This window comes from Kitasatospora sp. NPDC089509, assembly GCF_044749365.1.
Classification (GTDB): domain Bacteria; phylum Actinomycetota; class Actinomycetes; order Streptomycetales; family Streptomycetaceae; genus Kitasatospora.
The window spans coordinates 154,101-171,838 of record NZ_JBIVHS010000022.1 but is presented as its reverse complement, the minus strand read 5'-3'; the positions used below and the strand labels follow the sequence as shown (position 1 = coordinate 171,838).

Genomic DNA, 17,738 nt, shown 5'->3' with positions numbered 1-17,738 from the left:
GAACGGACACTTCCTTCGGACCGCCTTCCAGCGGGCCCTCCGGGCGCTTCGTTCTTTCGTGTTTCCAGCTTATCAGATGTTTTCCGCTCCGTTTTCCGGAGTTTCATTCATCGGATTCACTTTCCGCTTTGTCGCCCCGGTCTCCCGCGGCGACTCCGGAACTGTACGGTGACCGGCCCGTCCCATGCAAATCGCCTCCGCCCGGGGGTCCGGACGGAGGCGATCCACGGTCAGGTGCGCCCTCAGGCGCGGCCCATCTCCTCGGCGATGGCGGCCGCGAAGGCGTCGATGTCGGCCTCCGTGGTGTCGAAGGCGCACATCCAGCGCACCTCGCCGGTGTGCTCGTTCCAGAAGTAGAAGCGGTAGCGCTTCTGCAGCCGCTCGCTCACCTCACGCGGGAGGATCGCGAACACCGCGTTGGCCTGGACCGGACGCACGATCTCGATGCCGTCGATCTTCTGGACCGCCGCCTCCAGCCGGCTGGCCATCGCATTGGCGTGGCCGGCGTTGCGCAGGTAGAGGTCACCCGAGAGCAGTGCCTCGAACTGGACGGAGACGAAGCGCATCTTCGACGCGAGCTGCATCGAGGTCTTGCGCAGGTACTTGATGTTGCGTACCCGCTCCGGGTTCAGCACCACCACGACCTCGCCGAGCAGCAGGCCGTTCTTCGTACCGCCGAAGGACAACACGTCGACGCCCGCGTCGGTGGTGAACTCGCGCATCGGCCGGCCGAGCGAGGCGGCGGCGTTCGCCAGGCGGGAGCCGTCCAGGTGGACGAGCATGCCGAGCTGGTGGGCGTGCTCGGTGATCGCGCGGATCTCGTCGACCGTGTAGAGGGTGCCGAGCTCGGTGCTCTGGGTGATGGAGACCGCGAGCGGCTGCGCGCGGTGCTCGTCGCCGAAGCCCCAGGCCTGCTGGTCGAGCAGCTCGGGGGTGAGCTTGCCGTCCGGGGTCGGGACGGTGTGCAGCTTGATGCCGCCCATCTTCTCCGGGGCGCCGCCCTCGTCCACGTGGATGTGGGCGCTGTCGGCGCAGACCACCGCGCCCCAGCGGGGCAGCAGCGCCTGGAGGGCGACCACGTTGGCGCCGGTGCCGTTGAAGACCGGGTAGGCCTCGGCCTTGTCGCCGAAGTGGCGGCGGAAGACGTCCTGGAGGTGGGCCGTGTAGTCGTCCTCGCCGTAGGCGACCTGGTGGCCGCCGTTGGCGAGGGCGATCGCGGCGAGGACCTCGGGGTGCACGCCGGCGTAGTTGTCGCTGGCGAAGCCGCGGACGGCGGGGTCGTGCCGCCGTACCGCGTCCGTACGGGTGAGGTCGGTCATCGGGCTGTCAGCCACAGGTGCTGTCCGTTCAGTTCTGCTGCGGGGCGGTCCCAGAGGTCCGCCAGGTGTCCGGCGAGGTCGGCGGTGTCGGTGAAGCCGGCGAACTTCGCCTCCGGCTTCGCGGCCCGCATCTCGGGGCTGACCAGCGCCTTGATCACCAGGATCGCAGCCGCCGCCGTGGGCTCGCCGTCCGGGGAGGTGGTCTCCTTCTTGAAGGAGTCGGCCATGGCGAGGGTCCAGGCCTCGGTGGCGGCCTTGGCGGCCGCGTAGGCGGCGCCGCCGGCGGTGGGCTTGTGCGCCGCCGCGGCGGAGACCATCGCGTAGCGGCCGGCCGGGCTGCGGACCAGCGCGGGCTGGAAGGCCAGCGAGGTGTGCTGGAGGGTGCGCACGACGGTGTCGTGCAGGAAGTCCCAGTCGTCCAGGCGGCTGTCGAAGAAGGTCTTGCTGCCGCGCCAGCCGCCGACCAGGTGGAACAGGCCGTCGACGTGGCCGTGCTCGGCCTCCAGGTGGTCGGCCCAGTCGTGGACCTCCTGCGGGTCGAGCAGGTCGATCACCTGACCGCTCACCTTCGCCCCGCGCACCGCGATGCGGGTGGCGTCCAGGGCGGACTCCAGGCGCTGGGGGTCGATGTCGGCGCCGACCACGGTGGCGCCCTCGGCCGCGAGGCGGCGCAGCACGGCCTGGCCGGCCGGGCCGCTGGCTCCGGCGACGGCGATGACCTTGCCGGCCAGCTTGGTGGAGGGGTTGGTGGTCACGCGGCGACTCCCTGGATACCGGCGCCGGTGATGCCGGCGGTGGCGGCGATGACGCCGCGGAGCTTCTTGGACAGGGCCTCGTAGAACATGCTCAGCGGGAACTCGTCCGGAACCACGGCGTCGCACAGCGCCTTGTTCAGGGCCTTGCCGTCGGTGAGGTCGAGCGGGAGGGCCTCCGGGCCCTTCGCCCAGGTGGAGGCGGGGTGCGGGGTGAGGTAGCGGGAGACCAGCTCGTACGCGGCGATCCAGTGGGCGGACTTGGGCCGGTCGATGCCGTCGCGGTAGAGGGTCTCGATCTCGCCGCAGAGCGCGTTGGTGACCTGCGGGGCGCGCTCCCAGTCGATGGTGAGGCGGTTGTCGCGCCAGCGCAGCGCGTCGTGCTTGTGCAGGTACGCGAAGAGCAGCTGGCCGCCCATGCCGTCGTAGTTGCGGACGCGGTCGCCGCTGACCGGGAAGCGGAACAGGCGGTCGAAGAGGATCGCGTACTGGACGTCGCGGGCGTGCGCGTTGCCCTCGGCCTCCAGCTTCACCGCCTCCTTGAAGGTGGTGAGGTCACAGCGGAGCTCCTCCAGGCCGTACATCCAGAACGGGCTGCGCTGCTTGATCATGAAGGGGTCGAACGGCAGGTCGCCGTGGCTGTGGGTGCGGTCGTGCACGAGGTCCCACAGGACGAAGGTCTCCTGCGCGCGCTGCTGGTCCTGGAGCAGGCCCTCGGCGTCGGCAGGGATCTCCAGGCCGAGCTGCTGCACGGCGCTGGTGGTGACGGCGCGGAAGCGGGCGGCCTCGCGGTCGCAGAAGATGCCGCCCCAGGTGAAACGTTCCGGCGCCTTGCGCACGGCGACCGTCTCGGGGAAGAGCACCGCGGAGTTGGTGTCGTAGCCGGCCGTGAAGTCCGTGAAGGTGATCGGCACGAACATCGGGTTGTCGAAGCGGGTCCGCTCCAGCTCGTCCAGCCAATCCGGCCACACCACGCTCAGCAGGACGGCTTCCAGGTTGCGGTCCGGGTTGCCGTTCTGGGTGTACATCGGGAAGACGACCAGGTGCTCCAGGCCGTCCTCCCGCTGGTCGGCGGGCTGGAAGGCGAGCAGCGAGTCCAGGAAGTCGGGCTCCCGGTAGCCGGTGTCGGCCCACTTGGCGAGGTCCGTGTCGACGGCGGCCAGGTAGGCGGCGTCGTGCGGGAAGTGCGGGGCGAGCTCCTCGACGGACGCCCGGACGGTCGCGACCAGCGGGTCGACGGTGTGCCGCTGGACCGCGGACAGGTCGATCGAGCCGTCCTTGGACTGCAGGGGGCGCAGCGTCTCGACGGCCTCCTTCAGGCGCAGCCACGCCGGGTGGGTGGCGAGGGTCGAGACCGGGGCGTCGGCCGCCGCAGCGAGCCTTGGCGAAAGATTCTGCATCGTGGACTCACTTCGACAGGAGTTATTTCAACGAGGACACCATATGTACGAAAGGTTCTCCCGTTCAAGGGGGCCCCGACCGGCAAAACTTCCGTGCGCCGCCGCTCGGGCGCCAAAACCTGTGCGGGGAGCTCAGGTGTCCGACATGTGGACGGTGTCCTGGATGTTCTGGACAGATGCGCGGTCCTGATGCGAACCTCCCCGCATGCTCCCGGCGGTGATCACGGTGGCCGAGCGCCACGACAGCCCGTTCCGGGTGCCCTTCCGTCAGCAGGCGTGTCGTCGCTGCCGCTGTCGCGCGGACGGCCTCCGCTGTCGCGCGAGCTGTCGCGCGAACGGTCTTTGCCGCCGCTGTCGCTGATCCGACCACGGCAGCTGGTCCGGCCGCGGCCGAGCGGCCGCCCCTGATCCGGACCGGGGCGCCGCGGACGCGGACCCGTACGCCGACCATGCCGTGTGTGTTCCGGCGCCGCCACCGGGGGAAGTGACCCGCCGGGAAGCGGCCCACCCGGCCCGGCCCGCACCGCCGGGCCCCGCCACCGCCCCTCTCCCCCTGTCCCGCCCGGTCCCTCCCCTGGAGCCCCGCCATGAGCCTCCGCAAGCCCTCCGCCGTCCTGCCCGTCGCCGCGCTGGCGCTCGCCGCCGTCCTCTCCGGGTGCGCGCCGCAGGACGCCAAGACCGACGGGGCTGCCGCCGGCGCCTCGGGTACGACCGGTGCGGCGGCGAGCTGCGCGCCGGGGGCGCTGGCCACCCGGACCGCCGGGAAGCTGACCGTCGGCACCGACAAGCCGGCCTACGACCCGTGGTTCTCCGAGGACAAGCCGGAGAACGGCAAGGGCTTCGAGTCGGCGGTGGCGTACGCGGTGGCCGGGAAGCTGGGCTACCCGGCGGACAAGGTCGGCTGGGTGGTGGCGCCGTTCGGCAAGGCGACCGCGCCCGGGGCCAAGGACTTCGACTTCGACATCAACCAGGTGTCCATCAGCGACGAGCGCAAGCAGGCGGTGGACTTCTCCTCCGGCTACTACGACGTGCGCCAGGCCGTCATCGCGCTCAAGGGCTCCAAGGCGGCCGGCGCGAAGAGCATCGCCGATCTGAAGGGCGCCAAGCTGGGCGCCCAGGTCGGCACCACCAGCCTGGACACCATCACCGACACCATCAAGCCGAGCACCCAGCCGTCCGTGTACGACTCCAACGACCTGGCGAAGGCCGCGCTCAAGAACGGCCAGGTCGAGGCGCTGGTGGTGGACCTGCCGACCGCCTTCTACATCACCGGCGCCGAGGTGCCCGAGGCCCAGGTGGTGGGGCAGTTCGCAGCGGCCCCGAAGGGTGAGCAGTTCGGCCTGGTACTGGACAAGGGCTCCAAGCTGACGCCGTGCGTGTCGCAGGCGGTGGACGCGCTGCGGGCGGACGGGACGCTGGCCAAGCTGGAGCAGCAGTGGCTGTCGGACGCCGTCTCGGCACCGGTGCTGAAGTGAGCCGGGAGGCGGACCCGACCGGAGCGGTCGACCTCCCGAAGGCGCCGCGGCCGGACGGCCCGGCGCAGGACGACGGCTACCGCCCGTCCGAGCGGCGGCTGGCGCACGAGGCGTACCGGCGCTCCCGGGCCCGGCGCGCGGCGCTGATCGCCACCGCCTCGACCGTGGGGACGGCGGTCGTGCTGTACCTGCTGGTCGTCAACTCCCCCGGCTGGGAGGTGACCCGGCGGACCTTCTTCAGCCTGGACTACGCCCGCCAAGCGCTGCCGGAGGTGCTCCGGGGGCTGCGGCTCAACCTGGAGCTGATGCTCGGCTGCGGCGCGCTGATCCTGGTGTTCGGGCTGCTGCTCGCGGTGCTGCGCACGCTGCGCGGGCCGGTGTTCCTGCCGGTGCGGCTGCTGGTCACGGCGTACGTGGACTTCTTCCTCGGGCTGCCGATGATCATCTGCCTGCTGGTGATGATCACCGGGGTGCCGGCGCTGCGGCTCACCGGGGTGACCACCGATCCGCTGCTGCTCGGCGGGGCGGCGCTGGTGCTGACGTACTCGGCGTACGTGTCGGAGGTGTTCCGCTCGGGAATCGAGTCGGTGCACCCGAGCCAGCGGGCGGCCGCGCGGTCGCTGGGGCTGACCAACGCCCAGGCGATGCGGTACGTCGTCCTGCCGCAGGCGGTGCGGCGGGTGGTGCCGCCGCTGATCAACAATCTGGTCAGTCTTCAGAAGGACACCGGGCTGGTCTCGATCGGCGGCGCGATCGACGCGGTGTACGCGGCGAAGATCATCGCGGCGCACTCCTTCAACTTCACGCCGTACCTGGTCGCGGGGCTGGTGTTCATCGTGCTGACCGTTCCGCTGACCCGGTTCGCCGACTGGCTGACCGCGCGGATGAACCGTCGGCAACTGCAGGGAGGTGCGGTGTGAGCGGGACGGCGGTGCTCCGGCTGGAGTCGGTGCGCAAGGCCTTCGGCGGCCAGGTGGTGCTGCGCGACGTGGACCTCACCGTGCCGGAGCACTCGGTGACGGCGCTGATCGGAGCGTCCGGCTCCGGGAAGTCCACCCTGATGCGGTGCGTCAACCTGCTGGAGCGGATCGACGACGGGGCCGTCTTCCTGGACGGCGAGGAGATCACCGATCCGCGCGCGGACGAGGACGCCGTGCGGCGCCGGATCGGGGTGGTGTTCCAGTCGTACAACCTGTTCCCGCACCTGACGGTGCTGGAGAACATCACGCTCGCCCCGCGCCGGGTGCACCGGGTCGGCCGGAAGGAGGCCGAGGCGAAGGCGCTGGCGCTGCTGGACCGGCTCGGACTGGCGGCGAAGGCCGCGGAGTACCCGGACCGGCTCTCCGGCGGGCAGCAGCAGCGGGTCGCGATCGTGCGGGCGCTGGCGGCCGGACCCCGGCTGCTGCTGCTCGACGAGATCACCGCGGCGCTCGACCCGGTGTTGGTCGGGGAGGTGCTGTCGGTGGTCCGGGACCTCAAGGAGCAGGGGATGACCATGGTCATCTCCACCCATGAGATGGGCTTCGCCCGCGAGGTCGCCGACCAGGTCTGCTTCCTGGACGGCGGCGTGGTGCTCGAACAGGGGCCGCCGGAGCAGGTGTTCGGGGATCCGCAGGAGGAGCGGACCCGCCGGTTCCTCAGCCGGATCGTCGCCTCGGGGCGGCTGCAGCGCTGAGCCGCCCGGCCGGCGGCCCGGGTCGTCCGGGTCGCTCCGGGTCGCCCCGGGGCGGTTTCACCACGGTGGTCACCCCAGTGCGCCCCTGTGCGCGCCCTGGTCGCGCCGGGGGCGTAGCGGTGATCGTGGACGGGACGATCGTCGCCACCCCGGGAGGCCGCCGTTGCACGGACCCACCCTGGTCAACTGGCTCCTCGCCCTCCTCACCGCCACCGCCGGCGTGTACTGCCTGACCCGCCTGCGGCGCGCCCCCTGTGCCACCGCGGCCCCGGGCGCGCGCCACGCCCACCCCTCGCTCGCCCGCGAGTCCGACGCCGCCGAAGCCCTGATGGGTTTGGGCATGGCGGCGATGGCCGTCACCGGCGCCACCGTCCCGACGGCGGTCTGGGCCTGCCTGTTCGGCCTCCCCGCCGCCGCCTTCCTGCTCGCCGCCCTGTACGCCCCGACCGGCCGGGCGCACCGGCTGCACCACGCGGTCGGCGCGCTCGCCATGACGTACATGGCCCTCTCGATGACCGCCTCCCCCGGCGGGCACCACCACGACCACGCCGCCGCGCTCGGTACGCCGTTGCTGACCGGCACCCTGCTGCTCTACTTCGGCGGCTACTCGCTCTGGTCCGGTGCCCGGCTGCTGCGCACCTCCGCCGGCACCCTCGTCGTCGGCGCCACCGGCCTGCCCCGGGCCTGCCGACTGACCATGGGCATCGGTATGTTCGCCATGCTGCTGACCCTGTGACGCCGCCGGGCCCGGCCGGGCCCTCGCGCAGCGGGCCCGGCCGGGTGGCTTCCGTGCGTGTGCCGTCGGTCCGCGTGGCGTTGGTCACTGGCCCGTCGAAAGCCGTTCCTCCGGGCGTCGACAGCGCATAGGTTGGCCGGGAGCGCGTTGTCGCGTTCCGTGCGTACTCGGGGAGCCCATGCGATGACTGCCCTGACCGGCCTGCTGCTGCTCGGCCTGCTGTTCTCCACCGCCGCGCCCCGGCTGCTGACCCGGGCCCGCTGGGTGGAACGTGAACCGGTGCTGGCGCTGCTGGTGTGGCAGTGCATCGTGGTGGCCGTCCTGCTGTGCTGCGCCCTGGGGTTGATCCTCGCCGCCGCGGCCGCCGAGCCGGAGCTGCGGGCCTGGGTGTTCTCCGGCGCCCCGCACGGCGTGGAGGCCGCGTACGGTCTCCAGGACGCCGAGGGCTGGGGTCGGCTGTGCGCCGCGGTGCTGGCCGCGGGCGGGCTGCAGACGGTGCTGGCGCTCACCCGCGAGGTCCGCACCGCCAAGGCCCTGCGCAACCGCCGTCATGCCCAACTGGCGACCCGTGCACCCGAGTTGCCGGAGGCGATCGAGGCCGCCCGGAGTCGCCGGGAGCGGCTGGTGGTGCTGGAGAACGTCCGCCCGGAGGCCTGGTCGCTGCCCGGTCCGGACTCCCGGCTGGTGGTCACCACCGGGGCCCTCCAGCAGCTCACCGACCGGGAGTTGGCGGCCGTGCTGAGCCACGAGCGCGGGCACGTCCGGGCCCGGCACCACTGGCTGCAGCAGTTCGCCCAGGCACTCGCCTCCGGCTTCCCCGGCGTCGTCGTCTTCCGCGCCTTCCGGGACCAGGTGGCGGAGCTGGTCGAGCTGGCCGCCGACGACCGGGCCGCGCGTCGGCACGGCCGGCACACCACCGCCCTGGCACTGGCCGAACTCAACCTGGACCGTGGGGTGTTCGGCTCCTGCCCGCCCGGTCTGGCGCAGTCCCCGAAGCGGGTGGACCGGCTGCTCGCGGGCCGCCCCCGGCTGTCCGTGCCGCACCGGCTGCAGTTGACCGTCCTCGCCCTGGCCGCGCCCGCCGCGGCCGTGCTGCTGGCCGTCGCCCCGGGGCTCCACTCGCTGCTCTGACCCGGCCAGGCCCGGCCCCGAACCGCGCCGACCTCGTCACAGCACGGCGCAACGCGGCTCGGCGTGAAAAAGCTTGCCGTACAACGGGATTGACGGAGCGTCAGTCCTTGGCCGACTCCCCGCAGAGCGGGGCGAAGTGGCCGCCGAGGGTCTGTCCGAGCACCTCGCGGTGCAGCGGGCGGGCCTGCTCGTAGCGCTCGCGCCCGGCCGCGGTCAGCGCGATCATCACGCCCCGGCGGTCGCTCGGGCACATCTCCCGGGTCACCAGGCCGGCCTTCTCCAGCCGGGCGATCAGCCGGGACAGCGCACTCTGGCTCAGGTGGACGGTGGGAGCCAACTCGCTCGCCCGCAGGGCGTGCCGCCCGTCGGCGACGCACCCCTCGACCAGGCGCTCCAGCACCTCGAACTCGCTCATGCCCAGCCCGTGCTTCTCGCCGAGTTCACGGTCGAGCGCACAGACGGCCGCGGCGTGGCGGGCCAGCAGCTCGCGCCATTCCGCGATGAGACCGGCCTCCGCCGAGGCTTCGAGGGAGTCGAGTTCAGCCACGCCGCCACCGTAGCACATGCATCGGACATTTATGCGTTCACATCTAATTCATTTGCATTGAATGCATGCGCATGTACTGTCCTCCCCATGACCACCGCGACCGCCACGTCACCCGACGCCCCGTCAACCAGCGGGCTGAACTGGACACCCCGCCTCTGGGGCACCCTGATCGTGCTCTGCGCCGCCATGTTCCTGGACGCCCTGGACGTCTCGATGGTGGGCGTGGCCCTCCCCTCCATCGGCTCCGAACTGCGCCTCTCCACCTCCACCCTGCAATGGGTGGTCTCCGGCTACGTACTCGGCTACGGCGGCCTGCTGCTGCTCGGCGGCCGCGCCGCCGACCTGCTCGGCCGCCGCCGGGTCTTCCTGGTCGCGCTCGGCGTCTTCGCCGCCGCCTCGCTGGCCGGCGGCCTGGTCGACGACGGCGGCCTGCTGATCGCCGCCCGCTTCCTCAAGGGCGTCAGCGCCGCCTTCACCGCCCCCGCCGGACTGTCGATCATCACCACGACCTTCGCCGAGGGCCCCGCCCGCAACCGGGCGCTGTCGATCTACACCACCTGCGGCGCCAGCGGCTTCTCGCTCGGCCTGGTGCTGAGCGGACTGCTCACCTCGGTCGGCTGGCGCTGGACCTTCCTGATGCCCGTCCCGGTCGCGCTGATCGCCCTGGTCTTCGCCGCCCGCCTGCTGCCCCGCCCGGTCGAGGAGCGCGCCAAGGGCGGTTACGACGTGCTCGGCGCGATCACCGGCACCTCGACCGTGCTGCTGCTGGTGTTCACCGTGACCGAGGCCCAGGGCGCCGGCTGGCTGAGCCTGCGCACCCTCGGCTCGCTGCTCGTGGTCGCCGCGCTGGCCGCCGCCTTCCTGGTGGTCGAGAGCCGCACCGCCCACCCGCTGGTCCGGCTGGGCATCTTCCGCAACGGCTCGGTGGCCCGCGCCAACGTGGTGGCCTTCGCGATGACCGGCGCGTACGGCGGCTTCCAGTTCGTCGTCACGCTCTACCTGCAGCACCTGCTCGGCTGGTCGGCCCTGCAGATGGCCCTGGGGCTGCTGCCGGCCGGCGCCTTCATCGCCCTCTCCGCCCCCTTCATGGGCCCGATCGTGGACCGCTTCGGCACCGCCCGACTGCTCCCGATCGGTCTGCTGGCCCTGGCCGGCGCCTTCGCCCTGTTCCTGCGGCTGGACGAGCACAGCTCGTACCCGGTCCTGGTGCTGCCCTCGATGCTGCTGCTCGGCGTGGGCTTCGCGCTGGCCTTCCCCTCGGTGAACATCGCCGCCACCGACGGGGTGGCCGACGAGGAGCAGGGGCTGGCGTCGGGACTGGTGAACACCGCGATCCAGGTCGGCACCGCCGTGGTGCTGGCCGGGGCGACCGCGATGATCACGGCCGGCAGCGCGGGCGGCGACTCCGCGCAGGCCCAGCTGGACGGCTACCGGCCGGCGCTCGTCCTGGTCACCGTCGTCGCGGTGATCGGACTGGTGGTGGCCTCGGCGGGCGCGCTGGTCGACCGGCGGCGGAATGCAACTCCCGCTTCGATACCGGATTATGATTATCCGTCTGCCGGGCCGTCCGTAGCCCGGACCGAAGTCCTGAGCGAGCACTGACCCACTGGCCCCCGCCCCCGGCCGACCCCGGACCGTCGGGCACTGGCGCCGGCTCCACCAAACCCCCGTGTTGGTGGAGCCGGCCGTCTTTGTACCGGCCGGCCGGGCAGCACCCGTCAGGGCACGGTTCCACGGCGCGACACCGGCTTCGCAAGTATATTGGCCCGGAGTCAACGAACGTTCGGAGCAGTCACGATGGCACCTCGCGGGGATTCGGTCAATGAGGAGATGCGCCAGCGCTCCCGCCGGCGCATCATGCGGGCCACCATCGAGCTGGTTGACCGGCACGGTTACGCGGGCACCACGCTGACCGACATCGCCGAACGGGCCGGACTCGCCCGCGGCCTGCTCTCGTACTACTTCGACGGCAAACGATTGCTGATGCAGTCCGCGACGCACCGGATGATGCACCAGACCCTCAGCGGCGCGCTGGCCGAGCTCCCGTCCGGCGCCTCCCCCGAGACCCGGCTGGCCCGCGCGATCGACGCCGTCCTCGGCCTCGCCATGGACCACCCCCGGGTGATGCGCTCCCACCTGGCACTGATCCTCGACCCGGACGCCGGCGCCTTCGTCCAGGACCCGGAGCAGCAGCAGCTCGGCGCCATCCTCCAGGGCCTGCTCAGGGACTGGGGCGCACCGGACCCGGCCGCCGAGCACGCGGTGCTGCGCAGCGCGCTGATGGGCGGCTGCATCGGGGTGCTGCTGCCGGGCGCGGAGCTCCCGTTGGCGCTGATCCGGGCCGACCTGTTCCGCCGCTACGACCTGCCTTGGGACCTCGGCCGCCCGCCGCAGCCGCTGCCGCCGGAACGCGACCGGCCGCCGGCCCGCGGTTGACGCGGGACGGCGGCCGACTGCCGGTTGCCGATCGGAGCCCGGCGAATCCCCGGGCCGCGCCCGGGACTTGCCCGGAGCTCCGGGAGGATCCGGTTCAGGACCCCACCGGGATCAGCGCTCCTTCAGGATCGAGGAGAGCAGGTCTATCGTGCGCTCCGGCGTGAGACTGTCCACGCAGAGCCGCTCCATGACCTGGATGTACGCGTCCACGTCGTCGCGCTTGTCCAGGTACAACGCACTGGTGAGCTGCTCCAGGTAGACCACGTCCGCGAGGTCCTGCTCCGGGAAGCGCAGGATCGTGAACGCCCCGGACTCGCCCGCGTGGGCGCCGAACCGGAACGGCATGACCTGGATCACCACGTTGGCCTGCTCGGCGACGTCGATCAGGTACTGCACCTGGCCGCGCATCACCTTGGGCCCGCCGACCGGCCGACGCAGCGCGGCCTCGTCGATCACCGCCCACAGGCGTGGGCTGGTGCCCTCGGTCAGCAGCTTCTGGCGGCGCAGCCGGAGGCTGACCCGCCGCTCCACCTCCTCCTCGCTGATGACCGGCCGACTCTGGCCGAAAACCGCCCGTGCGTACTCCTCGGACTGCAGCAGTCCGGGGATGAACTGCACCTCGTAGGTGCGGATCAGCTGGGCGGCCTCCTCCAGGCCGACGTAGGTCTGGAACCAGCCCGGCAGCACGTCGTTGAAGCTGTGCCACCAACCGGACTTGTTGGCCTCGCGGACCAGCCCGAGCAGGGCTTCCCGCTCCAGGCCGTCGTCCACGCCGTAGAGACTGAGCAGGTCGGCGACGTCCCGCTCCTTGAAGCTGACCCGGCCGAGCTCCATGCGACTGATCTTGGACTCGGACGCGCGGATCGCGTAGCCCGCATCCTCACGGGTGATGCCGCGTGCCTCTCGCAGGCGACGCAGCTGCGAGCCGAGGAGGATCCGGCGGACCATCGAGCCGCCGCCCGGCTGAACTGTGGTCATGCGGTCGAAACCTCCACCTAGGGCAAACAGCGCACAGTCTGCCATCAGTTGAGCGCTCACGGTGCCGATACTGACGGATGTTCCTATCAGTTCCACACTCCGCACACCAGGATGCACGTGCATCCGGCGCTTGCATATGCCAATAGTGCGACTGCACGTGAATCGACTCTTGCATCTGCAGTGAGCGCACACCACCATGGTGCACGTGCACCTGCACATCCCTGGCAATCCCGCGGGCTCCGCGTCGACCCCGAGCGTGACTCCGTGCACCGACCCGACGGCGTCCCCGCGCCATCGGGCGTTCGAGTGCGCGCGCGCCTGGTCGAAGGGGCGGCCGAGCGGCCGAGCGAGTCGGAGGTGACCGGCATGACCCCGGCGGGTCCAGCCGTGTCCGCCCCCTTATGGGAGGAGCTCTTCATGAGCACCGGTACGGCTTTGGCAGTTGACCCCCATGTGGTCACCTGCACGCTCGCTCCTCGCTTCGAAGCCGTGAGAACCGCTCGCGACTTCGCCCGGACCGCTCTCCAGCGCTGGGGCCTGATGGAGCTGTTCGACGACGTCGCGCTGGTCGCCTCGGAGCTCGTGACCAACGCGCTCCGGCATGCGATCGGCGCACGGCCCGACCCGTCGGGCGGCGCCCTGGGCGAGTTCGACTTTCCCACACAGCCGACCGCGGACGGGCGACTTCCGATCCGAATAAGCCTGGTGCACCGCGCACCCCAGGTGGTCTGCGCGGTGAGCGATCCGAGCAGCACCGGCCCGGTGGCCCGGGAGGCGGACTTCGTCGCCGAATCCGGCCGCGGACTGCACCTGGTGGAGTCGTTCAGCCGCTCCTGGGGCTGGCACCCGCTGGGCAGCGGCAAGGTGGTCTGGGCCATGTTCGAGGCGGAGTCGGCCGGCGGCGGGCTCGACGGCAGCGGACTCGACGTCTGCGGGCCGACCGGCCGCCCGCTGGACGGACGGGTCGACATCGGTGGACGGCACCGGCGCTCGGCCTAGCGCCGCACGGCGCACGGCCGGCCGAGGGACGACCCGGGAGGACCACTCCCCGGGGCCTTCAGCCCGGCCCCGCTCCGGACCGGCCGACAGCTCCCGCGGCCCGCACGACCCCTGCGGCTCCCGCGGCTCGCACCGCCGCCGCCGCTCCCGCCGCTCCACGGCGGCCACCGGCCCCGCCGCGGACTCCCCGCGCCGTCGGCCGCCCGCTCCAGCACCCCCGGACACGCCCGGCCCGCAGCGGCCCCCGGAGCAGCCCCCGGTGCAGCGGAGTCGGGGACGACAAAAAAGGCCGTCGTGGTGTCAGCACCCACGACGGCCCCCCGATGGTGGAGCAGGCAGCCGGTCAGACCGCCAGGTGGTCGAACTCCCCGTCCTTGGCGCCCAGCAGCAGCGCGGCGATCTCGGCCCGGGTGTAGATGAGCGCCGGACCGTCCGGGAAGCGCGAGTTGCGCATCGCGACGTCGCCGCCCGGAAGGGCCGCGAACTCGACGCAGTTGCCCTGGGAGTTGCTGTGCCGGCTCTTCTGCCAGACCACCCCCTGGAGGTCGGCGGCGGCCATCCCGTTGTAGGTGTGGTTCGAGCCGTGCGTGTCCTGCGAGTCGTGCATAGAAGTCTCCCGAAGAGCTCCGGAGTTGTCGTCCAGCGCGGCGCCCCCGGCACCCGCCGAACGAACGGACCGGCCCCGTACCGGCCCGGTACAACGCCTCACTTGACGCGATGATAGCCGTAGTGCACGTGCATCAGCACGGGACATTGCAGGTGCACGGGGCTTTTTACGGTCGCCGCGAACTCTTCACGGACCCTTCTCCTGACGGTACGTAAACGGACATAGCCGATTGAATCGACGAGTCGTCCATAACCGGCCGTGAGCGACCCCCCGCTGAATGTTGATCTTCCAGTGCCGGGAGTCGCACCTCCGTGACCCTCCGTCAGTCCGATGCGAGTCCGGGCTCCGGCTGTGAGACATCTCACGCGTCTCTCATGCAACGCGTCGCCCCACGGGACACGTCAGGGCAACTGCGGGGGTTGGTGCGGGCGTTGAGCGAAGAATGTCCGGATTGTAGGCAAACGGCCCGGAGTCGGACGGCAGGAACACGGCCTCCGCACCACGGCCACCCGAAACCCGTACGGCAGCCGACTGCAGGCCTGACGGGCCGATGTCCTACGATCTCCGGCATGAGCACCGCAGCCATCCCGGGCGCGCCACTGCCCGTCCGCACTCCAGGTTCCCGTGCGCGGGGGCGCCACCGCCGCCCCGAGCGCCCCGAGATCCGCACCGGCTCGCCGGCCCTGGTGCTCGCCGTACCCGCGACCGCGGGGCCCGAGTCCCGTTCGGTCGTCGAGGAGTTGCTCTCGATCGTCCGCAGCGAGCACACCGGCGTCCAGGCCGCGGTCGGCTACCTGCCCGGCGGCGCCGAGACCGGGAGCACGGAGGAGCGCACCGTCGCGGAGCTGCTGGCGGCGGCCGCCGAGGCCGGACTGCCGACGCCCGTCGTGGTGCCGCTGGTGCCCGGTCCGCACGACTTCCTGACCGGGCTTCACGCCCTCGCCGCTGAGTACGGCGCGACCGTCACGGACACCCTGGGCCCGCACCCGCTGCTCGCCGAGGCCGTCCACGTGCGACTGTCCGAGGCCGGGCTGGCCCGGGCCGACCGGGCCCGGCTGTTCGCCATCGCGACCGCCGCGGACGGCGTGGTCCTGACCACCGTCGGCGGCGAGGAGGCGGCCGCCGCGGCCGGGATCACCGGCGTGCTGCTGGCCGCCCGGCTGGCCGTCCCGGTCGTCGCCGCGGCGCTCGACGTGCCCGGCTCGGTCGCCGGGGCCGTCAACCACCTCAAGGAGACCGGCTCCCAGCGTCCGGCACTGGCCCCGCTGGTGATCGGCCCGGAGGCGGACTCCGAGCTGCTCGCCACGGCCGCCGAGGAGACCGGCTGCCCGTCGGCCGCGCCGCTGGGCGCCTACTCGGCCGTCGGCCAGCTGATCGCCTCCACCTACCTGGCCGCCCTGCCGACGCCGACGGCCGAGGAGCTGGCCGAGGCCGAGGCGGAGGCCGCCGCCACCGTCGGCGCCGGGGAGGGCTCCCGGCGGGCCCACGCGGCCGCCGAGGGGCCCGTGGAGGGCTGACGGAGGCCCGTCCGCACACCCGCGACGGCGTCGCAGCCACCCCGCACCACCGAAGGGCCCGGAACGATCGCGTTCCGGGCCCTTCCGGCGTGCACGGATTGCCCCGCAGGAGAGTTAAGCGGTCAATGCGGCGCAATGTCCGTTTCCGGCACCTTTGTCGATGAATAGCCCGCGCGTTGTCGCGCACGGGCTCCGCCGTCGCTCCCCCGCTTCGACCGCACGCCCCCATTGCGCTTCAACACTCCGTCACTTCACTTCTGAGGCGGAGCCAGTTATGGGAATCCAGTGCGACATTGCCGATAAATGATCAATTTCGATCATGAATTACGGCTCATTTGGCATTCCACACTAAACCGTGATGCGCATCACAGGTATTTGCAGTTTGAACTTAAGTCTGCTTAACGTGCTCCCCGTTCGTGACCACACGGACCCAGTTCATCCGCGACGCCGAGTCCTGCCGTCGGATGTCCTGGCAAGCGCGAAAACGCATCACGGCAGGAGCGGGGGAACCACAGGTAAGTCGCCCCGGACCATTTCCCGGAAACGGTCCAGGGCTAGGGGTGAAGCCGCGCAGAAGCGCGGCCGGGCAACTCCAGCCCGAATCCGACAGCTCACCTCGCAGGCGTGGGAGAGGACCGCGTCTTCATGCTGCCTTCCAACGGCAACCGCCTGTCCAGCCGCACCCGTCGCGTCATCGCCGCCCTCGGCGTCGCCGGCGTCGGCCTCACCGTCCCCTGCCTCACCACCGGCACCGCCAACGCCGCCCCGGTCTCCACCTGGGACAAGGTCGCCCAGTGCGAGAGCACCGGCAACTGGAGCATCAACACCGGCAACGGCTTCTACGGCGGCCTGCAGTTCACCTCCAGCACCTGGGCCGCCTTCGGCGGCACCGCCTACGCCCCGCAGGCCAACCAGGCCACCAAGGACCAGCAGATCGCCGTCGCCGAGAAGGTCCTCGCCTCGCAGGGCCCCGGCGCCTGGCCGGTCTGCTCGGTCCAGGCCGGGCTGACCAAGGGCGGCGCCGCGGCATCCGTCGACACCTCGGCCGGCGCCTCCACCGGTGCCGCCAGCAAGCCCGCCGCCAAGCCCGCCCAGGGCGGCTCCCAGGCCGCGAAGCCCGCCAAGCCGGCCGCGCCCGCCCAGGACCAGGCGCAGGCCTCCGGTGACTCCGCGTCCGCCACCCCGTCCACCGGATCCGCCGACAGCACCTGGGCGCAGAAGCGCCAGGCGCAGGCCCAGGCCGGCGGCTACACCGTCGTCGACGGCGACTGGCTGTCCACGATCGCCGACAAGCACAACGTCCAGGGCGGCTGGCAGCGGCTCTACGAGCTCAACCGCGGCACCCTGACCGAAGGCCCGGACACCATCTACCCGGGTCAGCAGCTGACCTTCGGTGACGGCGGCGCGGCCCAGGCCGGCCAGGCCTCCGGCACCGCCAAGTCCGGTTCCGACTTCACCTGGTTCGACCGCTCGCAGAAGTCCGGCCAGGCCTCGAACGGCGGTGCCGTGAACGCCAAGCCGATCGACCAGAGCAAGCCGTCCACCTCGAAGCCGGCCAAGCCCGCCGCCAAGCCGGCTCCCCAGACCCAGACCCCGGCGCCGACCGCCACCGGCAGCATGGCCGCCGCGGTCTCCTTCGCCCAGTCGAAGGTCGGCCAGGCGTACGTCTACGGCGGCACCGGCAACGGCGGTTGGGACTGCTCCGGCCTGACCCAGGCCGCGCTGCGCGCCGCGGGCATCAGCGTCCCGCGCGTCGCCGCCGACCAGGCCGCCGCCAGCACCCACGTCTCGCTGGACAGCCTGCAGCCGGGTGACCTGCTGTTCTGGTCGAACAACGGCCAGGACTCCGGCGTCTACCACGTCGCCATCTACATCGGCAACGGCCAGTACGTCGAGGCCGCCAACCCGAGCTCGGGCGTCCGTCTCCAGACCGTCGCCAACTGGGCCCCGGACTTCGCCGGCCGGGTCTGAGCCCGAGGTCGGCGTGCGGCCGACAGCCGACGGATGACGACTGACAGCTGACGGATTTCATCGGCTGTCGGTCGTCAGCCGTCCACCGACCGCCCCGGGAAGAGTCTGGTCGCTCTCCCCGGGGCTTCGGCGTACCCGGGAGACCGGCCTCCGCATGGTCAAACCCCGCCCCGGCAGGCATGCTGCTGCTCTGCA

The 17,738-nt window shown here is 71.9% G+C and carries 16 protein-coding genes and 1 riboswitch; of the genes, 10 read left to right on the top strand and 6 right to left on the bottom strand.

Going from position 1 to position 17,738, the window contains the following annotated elements; all coding sequences use genetic code 11:
• Window positions 1–242 precede the first annotated feature (242 nt).
• Genes ACIP4P_RS34250 through ACIP4P_RS34240 form a run of 3 tightly spaced genes read right to left on the bottom strand, consistent with a single transcriptional unit; the run spans window position 243 to window position 3,471 of the window.
• Entirely contained in the window at window positions 243–1,319 is a 1,077-nt protein-coding gene (locus ACIP4P_RS34250; RefSeq protein WP_400925193.1) for a threonine aldolase family protein, read from the bottom strand.
• Window positions 1,316–2,074: an SDR family NAD(P)-dependent oxidoreductase gene (locus tag ACIP4P_RS34245; protein ID WP_400925174.1), complete on the bottom strand. Its 759-nt coding sequence runs from the start codon at window positions 2,072–2,074 to the stop codon at window positions 1,316–1,318. The genes ACIP4P_RS34250 and ACIP4P_RS34245 overlap by 4 nt, the downstream gene beginning before the upstream one ends.
• Window positions 2,071–3,471 carry a DUF6421 family protein gene (locus ACIP4P_RS34240; RefSeq protein ID WP_350512820.1) on the bottom strand — a complete coding sequence of 467 codons (1,401 nt, stop codon included), beginning with the start codon at window positions 3,469–3,471 and terminating at the stop codon, window positions 2,071–2,073. The genes ACIP4P_RS34245 and ACIP4P_RS34240 overlap by 4 nt, the downstream gene beginning before the upstream one ends.
• A 587-nt stretch (window positions 3,472–4,058) precedes the next feature.
• Between ACIP4P_RS34240 and ACIP4P_RS34235 the strand changes: the two genes are divergently transcribed.
• The 5 genes from ACIP4P_RS34235 (at window position 4,059) to ACIP4P_RS34215 (ending at window position 8,488) form a co-directional block, all read left to right on the top strand.
• Window positions 4,059–4,946, top strand: coding sequence for an ABC transporter substrate-binding protein (locus ACIP4P_RS34235; protein WP_400925171.1), 888 nt, complete (start codon window positions 4,059–4,061; stop codon window positions 4,944–4,946).
• A gap of 98 nt (window positions 4,947–5,044) precedes the next feature.
• Window positions 5,045–5,866, top strand: coding sequence for an amino acid ABC transporter permease (locus ACIP4P_RS34230; protein ID WP_400925191.1), 822 nt, complete (start codon window positions 5,045–5,047; stop codon window positions 5,864–5,866).
• Entirely contained in the window at window positions 5,863–6,621 is a 759-nt protein-coding gene (locus ACIP4P_RS34225) for an amino acid ABC transporter ATP-binding protein (RefSeq protein ID WP_400925169.1), read from the top strand. The genes ACIP4P_RS34230 and ACIP4P_RS34225 overlap by 4 nt, the downstream gene beginning before the upstream one ends.
• A gap of 163 nt (window positions 6,622–6,784) precedes the next feature.
• Window positions 6,785–7,357 (top strand): DUF5134 domain-containing protein, encoded by a 573-nt coding sequence (locus tag ACIP4P_RS34220; protein ID WP_400925167.1) that lies wholly within the window; start codon window positions 6,785–6,787, stop codon window positions 7,355–7,357.
• Between the two features lie 183 nt (window positions 7,358–7,540).
• A complete protein-coding gene (locus tag ACIP4P_RS34215; RefSeq protein ID WP_350512816.1) occupies window positions 7,541–8,488 on the top strand; it encodes a M56 family metallopeptidase in 948 nt (315 codons plus the stop codon).
• A gap of 100 nt (window positions 8,489–8,588) precedes the next feature.
• Here ACIP4P_RS34215 and ACIP4P_RS34210 read toward each other — a convergent pair whose 3' ends face one another.
• Window positions 8,589–9,035: a MarR family winged helix-turn-helix transcriptional regulator gene (locus tag ACIP4P_RS34210; protein WP_400925165.1), complete on the bottom strand. Its 447-nt coding sequence runs from the start codon at window positions 9,033–9,035 to the stop codon at window positions 8,589–8,591.
• Between the two features lie 87 nt (window positions 9,036–9,122).
• Here ACIP4P_RS34210 and ACIP4P_RS34205 point away from each other — a divergent pair, with 87 nt between their 5' ends.
• Together ACIP4P_RS34205 and ACIP4P_RS34200 are read left to right on the top strand one after the other, a co-directional pair.
• Window positions 9,123–10,637: an MFS transporter gene (locus ACIP4P_RS34205; RefSeq protein WP_400925163.1), complete on the top strand. Its 1,515-nt coding sequence runs from the start codon at window positions 9,123–9,125 to the stop codon at window positions 10,635–10,637.
• 228 nt (window positions 10,638–10,865) lie between these two features.
• Window positions 10,866–11,471, top strand: coding sequence for a TetR/AcrR family transcriptional regulator (locus ACIP4P_RS34200; RefSeq protein ID WP_350512813.1), 606 nt, complete (start codon window positions 10,866–10,868; stop codon window positions 11,469–11,471).
• A 111-nt stretch (window positions 11,472–11,582) separates the two neighbouring features.
• On the opposite strand, the gene ACIP4P_RS34195 is transcribed toward ACIP4P_RS34200, so the two are convergent.
• On the bottom strand, window positions 11,583–12,449 hold the full coding sequence (locus tag ACIP4P_RS34195; RefSeq protein WP_350505985.1) for a helix-turn-helix transcriptional regulator: 867 nt from the start codon (window positions 12,447–12,449) through the stop codon (window positions 11,583–11,585).
• Between the two features lie 417 nt (window positions 12,450–12,866).
• Between ACIP4P_RS34195 and ACIP4P_RS34190 the strand changes: the two genes are divergently transcribed.
• Window positions 12,867–13,448, top strand: coding sequence for an ATP-binding protein (locus ACIP4P_RS34190; protein ID WP_350512812.1), 582 nt, complete (start codon window positions 12,867–12,869; stop codon window positions 13,446–13,448).
• A 343-nt stretch (window positions 13,449–13,791) separates the two neighbouring features.
• Here the strand turns inward: ACIP4P_RS34190 and ACIP4P_RS34185 are convergent, their stop codons facing one another.
• Window positions 13,792–14,055: a DUF397 domain-containing protein gene (locus ACIP4P_RS34185; protein ID WP_350512811.1), complete on the bottom strand. Its 264-nt coding sequence runs from the start codon at window positions 14,053–14,055 to the stop codon at window positions 13,792–13,794.
• A gap of 569 nt (window positions 14,056–14,624) precedes the next feature.
• Here ACIP4P_RS34185 and ACIP4P_RS34180 point away from each other — a divergent pair.
• Together ACIP4P_RS34180 and ACIP4P_RS34175 are read left to right on the top strand one after the other, a co-directional pair.
• Window positions 14,625–15,572: a hypothetical protein gene (locus tag ACIP4P_RS34180; RefSeq protein ID WP_400925159.1), complete on the top strand. Its 948-nt coding sequence runs from the start codon at window positions 14,625–14,627 to the stop codon at window positions 15,570–15,572.
• 467 nt (window positions 15,573–16,039) lie between these two features.
• A riboswitch (cyclic di-AMP (ydaO/yuaA leader) is annotated at window positions 16,040–16,210 on the top strand.
• A gap of 7 nt (window positions 16,211–16,217) precedes the next feature.
• Entirely contained in the window at window positions 16,218–17,543 is a 1,326-nt protein-coding gene (locus ACIP4P_RS34175; RefSeq protein WP_400925157.1) for a transglycosylase family protein, read from the top strand.
• Window positions 17,544–17,738: the final 195 nt, after the last annotated feature.